The organism is Ensifer sp., assembly GCF_035999135.1.
Lineage (GTDB): Bacteria > Pseudomonadota > Alphaproteobacteria > Rhizobiales > Rhizobiaceae > Ensifer.
The window spans coordinates 1-6,035 of record NZ_DASYGZ010000067.1 but is presented as its reverse complement, the minus strand read 5'-3'; the positions used below and the strand labels follow the sequence as shown (position 1 = coordinate 6,035).

At 61.2% G+C, this 6,035-nt stretch carries 7 protein-coding genes; 6 read left to right on the top strand and 1 reads right to left on the bottom strand.

All coding sequences use genetic code 11. The features are described from left to right. The first annotated feature begins 43 nt into the window (after positions 1–43). Entirely contained in the window at positions 44–229 is a 186-nt protein-coding gene (gene rpmF, locus VGO12_RS07610) for a 50S ribosomal protein L32 (protein ID WP_057254881.1), read from the top strand. 135 nt (positions 230–364) lie between these two features. Continuing rightward, entirely contained in the window at positions 365–766 is a 402-nt protein-coding gene (locus tag VGO12_RS07605; protein ID WP_327512117.1) for a hypothetical protein, read from the top strand. A gap of 65 nt (positions 767–831) precedes the next feature. On the opposite strand, the gene phaR is transcribed toward VGO12_RS07605, so the two are convergent. Further along, a complete protein-coding gene (phaR, locus tag VGO12_RS07600; protein ID WP_327512116.1) occupies positions 832–1,410 on the bottom strand; it encodes a polyhydroxyalkanoate synthesis repressor PhaR in 579 nt (192 codons plus the stop codon). Positions 1,411–1,632: 222 nt separating this feature from the next. Here phaR and VGO12_RS07595 point away from each other — a divergent pair, with 222 nt between their 5' ends. The 4 genes from VGO12_RS07595 to VGO12_RS07580 all read left to right on the top strand — a co-directional run. Next, complete coding sequence (locus VGO12_RS07595; RefSeq protein ID WP_327512115.1) at positions 1,633–2,814, top strand: acetyl-CoA C-acetyltransferase; 1,182 nt, start codon at positions 1,633–1,635, stop codon at positions 2,812–2,814. A gap of 13 nt (positions 2,815–2,827) precedes the next feature. Further along, positions 2,828–3,187, top strand: a complete 360-nt coding sequence (locus tag VGO12_RS07590; RefSeq protein WP_327512114.1) for a hypothetical protein — start codon at positions 2,828–2,830, stop codon at positions 3,185–3,187. A gap of 17 nt (positions 3,188–3,204) precedes the next feature. Continuing rightward, entirely contained in the window at positions 3,205–3,930 is a 726-nt protein-coding gene (locus tag VGO12_RS07585) for a beta-ketoacyl-ACP reductase (RefSeq protein ID WP_275021881.1), read from the top strand. 677 nt (positions 3,931–4,607) lie between these two features. After that, a partial coding sequence (locus tag VGO12_RS07580) for a helicase-related protein (RefSeq protein ID WP_327512118.1) occupies positions 4,608–6,035 on the top strand: 1,428 nt, incomplete at its 3' end.

Sequence of the window (6,035 nt, the reverse complement as noted above, 5' to 3'; positions counted from 1 at the left end):
TTTCGGCTGCTGAACAGTGTTTGCCCGATAAGTGGAGAATGAAATGGCTGTACCTAAAAGAAAAACGAGCCCGTCCAAGCGTGGCATGCGCCGTTCGGCTGACGCTCTGAAGACCCCGACCTACGTCGAGGACAAGAACTCCGGCGAACTGCGTCGCCCGCACCACATCGACCTGAAGACCGGCATGTACCGCGGTCGCCAGGTTCTGACCCCGAAGGAAAACGCATAAGCGTTTCCGTTCGCGGACAAAGTTCAAAGGGCTGGCTCTGCCGGCCCTTTTCTTTTGCATCTGACATGATCCCGCTTGGACGCCGTGCTATCGCTGGCACCTTGCGTGAAGACGCCGCCTAAAAATGGAGTTCCGATGCTTGCTGCCATCCCGCTGCTGATCCTGCCCTTTGCAATCTACAATCTCGCGATGATCGGAATGTTCGGCGGCCTCTCCGGGCTCAACGCCGAGATGGTGTCGCTGTCGATGCTGTCGGGTGCGACCTGGACGATGCGCTTCGGCGATCTTCTGATCGTCGGTGCCTTGCTGTTGCTTTTCGTCGAACTTTTGAAGGCGACGCGCACGAGCAGCCGGGCGCTGATGGATCATCTGTTGTCGATGGTCCTGTTCATCGTCTTCCTGATCGAATTCCTGCTGCTTGCTCCGGCGGCAACGCAGCTCTTCTTCATCCTGATGACAATCAGCTTCATCGACGTCATCGCCGGCTTTGCCGTGTCGATGCGCTCGGCCGGTCGCGACGTGTCGATCGGTCTCTGAGGACTTGATCCCGAAGGGTCGGTGCAGGCGGAAGAGTCCCGCCCACCTTGATGCGACGGCTTTGTTCAGCCGAGGTTGTCGAGCTTGGTCTGGAGCGCCCGCAGCTGTTCTTTCAGCTCGTCGATGTCCTTCGCCTCCGCCTTCTTGGTCTCCTTGACCGGAGGCGCAGAAATGAAGGGCGAGAACATCTGCATCGCCTGATGGAACATCTCGGTGTTGCGGCGCACCTGTTCTTCGACAAGTTGCAGCGGCACCTGCAGGTTCTTGCTGAGCGGCGTGTCGCCGAAGGCCTTGTTGATCTGCTCGCGCATCTGCGACTGCTGCTCGGTAAAGGCCTGCATCGAGTGTTCGAGATAGCTCGGCACCACCATCTGCATCTGGTCGCCGTAGAAGGAGATCAACTGGCGCAGGAACGAGATCGGCAGCAACGTATTGCCGGTCTTGGACTCCTGCTCGAAGATGATCTGCGTCAGCACGGAATGAGTGATGTCCTCGCCGGACTTGGCGTCCTGGACCACGAAGTCCTCGCCCTTCTTCACCATCACGGCCAGGTCGTCGAGCGTGACATAAGTGCTGGTCCCGGTGTTGTAGAGCCGCCGGTTCGCATATTTCTTGATAACGATCTGGCCTTCATGCTTCGCCATCAGGGTCTCCTCTCACCCATCATCCCGTCTTTATTGTGTTTTTCAGAGTATCCGCAAAAGAGCGCCGCTGACAATGTCTTTGTGCGTTGCGGCGACGCAAGTGCGAAATCTTGCGGTCGCGTCTCGGGTCACGGTTTTGTGGCAGTGCATCAAGGCGTTTGACTTGGGCCGCGCGCTTTGCCAGTCTGCTGCCATCAGGCAAGAAATTTGAGGAAACGTCCCATGAGCAATGCCTCCATCGTCATCGCCAGCGCGGCCAGAACTGCAGTCGGATCCTTCAACGGTGCCTTCGGCAACACGCCGGCGCATGAACTCGGCGCCGCCGTCATCAAGGGTGTGCTCGAGCGCGCAGGCGTCGATGCGGGCGAGGTCGACGAAGTGATCCTCGGCCAGGTGCTGCAGGCCGGAGAAGGCCAGAATCCGGCGCGCCAGGCCGCGATGAAGGCAGGCGTCCCGCAGGAAAAGACCGCCTGGGGCATGAACCAGCTCTGCGGTTCGGGCCTTCGCGCCGTCGCTCTCGGCATGCAGCAGATTGCAACCGGTGATGCAGATATCATCGTCGCCGGCGGCATGGAATCGATGTCGATGGCGCCCCATTGCTCCCATCTTCGCGGCGGCGTGAAGATGGGCGATTTCAAGATGATCGACACGATGATCAAGGACGGCCTCACCGACGCCTTCTATGGCTATCACATGGGCATCACCGCCGAGAACGTCGCCCGCCAGTGGCAGCTGAGCCGCGAGGAGCAGGACGTGTTTGCGCTCGGCTCGCAGAACAAGGCGGAAGCGGCCCAGAAGGCCGGGCGTTTCGCCGACGAGATCATTCCCTTCATCGTCAAGGGTCGCAAGGGCGACGTGACCGTCGACCAGGACGAATATATCCGCCACGGCGCGACGATCGACCAGATGCAGAAGCTGCGCCCCGCCTTTGACAAGGAAGGCACGGTGACGGCAGCCAACGCCTCCGGCCTCAACGACGGCGCGGCCGCGACGCTGCTGATGACCGAGGCGCAGGCCTCCAAGCGCGGCATCCAGCCGCTTGCCCGTATCGTGTCCTGGGCGACGGCCGGCGTCGATCCGCAAGTGATGGGCACGGGCCCGATCCCGGCTTCGCGCAAGGCGCTGGCGAGAGCCGGCTGGGCCATCGGCGATGTCGAGTTGGTCGAAGCCAACGAGGCGTTCGCGGCGCAGGCCTGCGCGGTCAACAAGGATCTCGGCTGGGATCCCTCGATCGTCAACGTCAATGGCGGCGCAATCGCCATCGGCCATCCGATCGGCGCATCCGGTGCCCGCGTGCTCAACACGCTTCTGTTCGAAATGAAGCGCCGCGGCGTTTCCAAGGGGCTCGCAACGCTCTGCATTGGCGGCGGCATGGGCGTCGCCATGTGCGTCGAACGGTTCTAGTCGGTTTGGCGGCATGAACAGCGCCAGATGGGTTCTTCTTTCCCTCCTGCTGGCCGGTTCGCCGATCGTTTCCGCACAGGCCAATCCCGCGCCTCTTGATGAGGCGCGGCTGGTTCAGTGCATGCTGGAACATACGACCTCCAACGAGGAGGGCGTTTTCAAGAATGTGATGGTTGCTGCCCTGAACGATGACAGCCGCGCGCTGGAAGCGTCGCTGGAGCAGCTCAGCACCGTGATGATGGATCTCGCGCTGACCAAGTGCGAGGTGGCCCTGGATGCGCTTGCGACGCCTCAGTTCCAGGCGGCCGCGGGGCTCTACGGTCAACAGGTCGGCGAAAAGCTGATGAAGAAGGCATTCGAGAAACTGAACTGATCAAGTGGGAGGCGTGCATGAGCAGGGTAGCATTGGTCACGGGTGGGTCGCGCGGCATCGGCGCTGCAATTTCCATCGCACTCAAGAATGCCGGCTACAAGGTGGCCGCCAATTATGCCGGCAATGACGAGAAGGCTCAGGCCTTCAAGCAGGAGACCGGCATCCCCGTCTACAAGTGGGACGTTTCCAGCTACCAGGCCTGCGCCGAAGGCATCGCCAAGGTCGAAGCCGATCTCGGCCCGGTCGACGTGCTGGTCAACAATGCCGGCATTACCCGCGATGCCATGTTCCACAAGATGACCCCGGAGCAATGGGGCGAGGTGATCGGCACCAACTTGACCGGCCTCTTCAACATGACCCATCCGCTCTGGTCGGCCATGCGCGACCGCGGCTTTGGTCGTGTCATCAACATCTCGTCGATCAACGGCCAGAAGGGCCAGATGGGACAGGCCAACTATTCGGCCGCCAAGGCGGGCGATCTCGGCTTCACCAAGGCGCTTGCCCAGGAAGGGGCCGCCAAGGGCATCACCGTCAACGCCATCTGCCCGGGTTATATCGGCACGGAGATGGTGCGGGCGGTGCCGGAGAAGGTGCTCAACGAGCGGATCATCCCGCAGATCCCCGTCGGCCGCCTCGGCGAACCGGAAGAAATCGCCCGTTGCGTGGTGTTCCTTGCCTCCGACGATGCCGGCTTCATCACCGGTTCGACGATTTCGGCGAACGGCGGACAGTTTTTCGTCTGATATGCTGCTGTCATCAGTGCTTGCGAGCGGCGTCCTTCGGGGCGCCGTTTTCATGCGGAGTGCACGGCACATGCGCGCGTTTCCGGGTGCCGAAGTTCCGTGGTCGTGCCTGAAAGTCTTTTGTCGGGATGGGGCGTAGACACTATATCTTGTGGAGAACAAAAGCGGAATGATGCGCGGTCCACGAGTCGCTGCGGTATATTCCCGTCGTGGTCGCGGCGGCCAGAGGCGATTCCCATTCTCTCGGTTCGTCGATTCACCGACGAAATTCGTTAAAAATTTTCTAGGCATTCCAGAGTCTTGGATTCCGAATCCTTGGGGCCACCGGACGGGGGATTGGTCGGGATTGAGGCAAATCGTGCACGACAATGCCCGCAGATGGCATGAGATTCAGCATGTGGTGCAATGTTGGATGTTGAAATCTATATCTAGTCGTGAACATACAGTGAATCGCAGTCCGTCAACGATTCGTCTCCGATTCGTTCCATGGCTGTTCCCGATCCGCTTGCGCCGGCCACTAGAGATGGTGGGTTCTGCGGCAAGGGGCGTTGATGAGTTTTAGTTGCCCGCGCCCCTTGCGTTTGCCTCGGTGCGTGGGCATGTGTTTGCCGCCAGCGTGAAAAAGACGCTGTCATAATTTCTGAATGCCCGGGATCGATGACGTGTCCGTTCACCCCATGATCCTGAGCGGCCGCGGTGTCACTGCGGTGCTCGGGCCCACCAATACCGGCAAGACGCACTACGCGATCGAGCGCATGATTGCGCACGACAGCGGTGTCATCGGCCTGCCGCTGCGGCTGCTCGCGCGCGAGGTCTATACGCGCCTTGTCGAGAAGGTCGGCCACCACAATGTCGCGCTGATCACCGGCGAGGAGAAGATCACCCCGCATCGCGCCCGCTATTCGGTGTGCACGGTCGAGGCCATGCCGCGGGAGACGACCGCGTCCTTCGTCGCGATCGACGAAGTGCAGCTTGCAGGCGATCTCGAGCGCGGCCACATCTTCACCGACCGCATCCTGCACCTGCGTGGTCGCGGCGAGACGCTGCTGCTCGGTGCCGGAACAATGCGGCCGATCCTCGAACAGCTGCTGCCGGGCATTACCGTCGTCGAGCGGCCGCGCATGTCGCAACTGCTCTATTCCGGCTCGAAGAAGATCACCCGCCTGCCGCATCGCTCGGCGATCGTCGCCTTTTCGGCCGACGAGGTCTATGCGATCGCCGAGCTCATCCGCCGCCAGCGCGGGGGCGCTGCGGTCGTGCTCGGCGCGCTGTCGCCGCGTACGCGCAATGCGCAGGTGGCGCTCTACCAGGAAGGCGACGTCGAATATCTGGTGGCGACCGATGCGATCGGCATGGGTCTCAACCTCGACGTCGACCACGTCGCCTTTGCCCAGGACCGCAAGTTCGACGGCTACCAGTTCCGTGACCTGAACCCGGCCGAACTGGCGCAGATCGCCGGACGCGCCGGCCGCCATCTGCGCGATGGCACCTTTGGCGTGACCGGACGTGTCGATCCTTTCGACAATGAACTTGTCCACCGCATCGAGGCGCACGAGTTCGATCCGGTCAAGGTGCTGCAATGGCGTTCGAAAGCGTTCGACTATTCTTCGATCGCGGCGCTGAAGAAGAGCCTTGAGGCCGCCCCGACTGTTCCGGGCCTCGCCCGGGCGCTACCTGCGGTAGACCAGCAGGCGTTCGAGCATCTGGTCCGGTATCCGGAAGTCATCGACATCACGACCAATGCCGAGCGTGTCGAAAAACTTTGGGAAGCCTGCGCCTTGCCCGATTATCGGCGCATAACGCCGGCACAGCACGCCGATCTGATCTCCACGCTTTACGGAGATCTCGTTCGCCGCGGAACGGTGAACGAGGATTTCATGGCCGAACAGGTCCGGCGCGCCGATCATACCGATGGCGAGATCGACACACTTTCGGCGCGAATCGCGCAGATCAGAACCTGGACCTATGTGTCGAACCGGCCCGGATGGCTGGCCGATCCGACACACTGGCAAGAAAAGACGCGGGAAATTGAAGATCGATTATCCGACGCACTACATGAACGGTTGACGAAACGCTTTGTTGATCGCAGGACATCTGTGCTCATG

Bases quoted from the DNA above. Each gene is read 5' to 3' on its own strand.
- rpmF (WP_057254881.1), top strand. From the start codon at position 44: ATGGCTGTACCTAAAAGAAAAACGAGCCCGTCCAAGCGTGGCATGCGC.
- VGO12_RS07605 (WP_327512117.1), top strand. From the start codon at position 365: ATGCTTGCTGCCATCCCGCTGCTGATCCTGCCCTTTGCAATCTACAAT.
- phaR (WP_327512116.1), bottom strand. From the start codon at position 1,410: ATGGCGAAGCATGAAGGCCAGATCGTTATCAAGAAATATGCGAACCGG.
- VGO12_RS07595 (WP_327512115.1), top strand. From the start codon at position 1,633: ATGAGCAATGCCTCCATCGTCATCGCCAGCGCGGCCAGAACTGCAGTC.
- VGO12_RS07590 (WP_327512114.1), top strand. From the start codon at position 2,828: ATGAACAGCGCCAGATGGGTTCTTCTTTCCCTCCTGCTGGCCGGTTCG.
- VGO12_RS07585 (WP_275021881.1), top strand. From the start codon at position 3,205: ATGAGCAGGGTAGCATTGGTCACGGGTGGGTCGCGCGGCATCGGCGCT.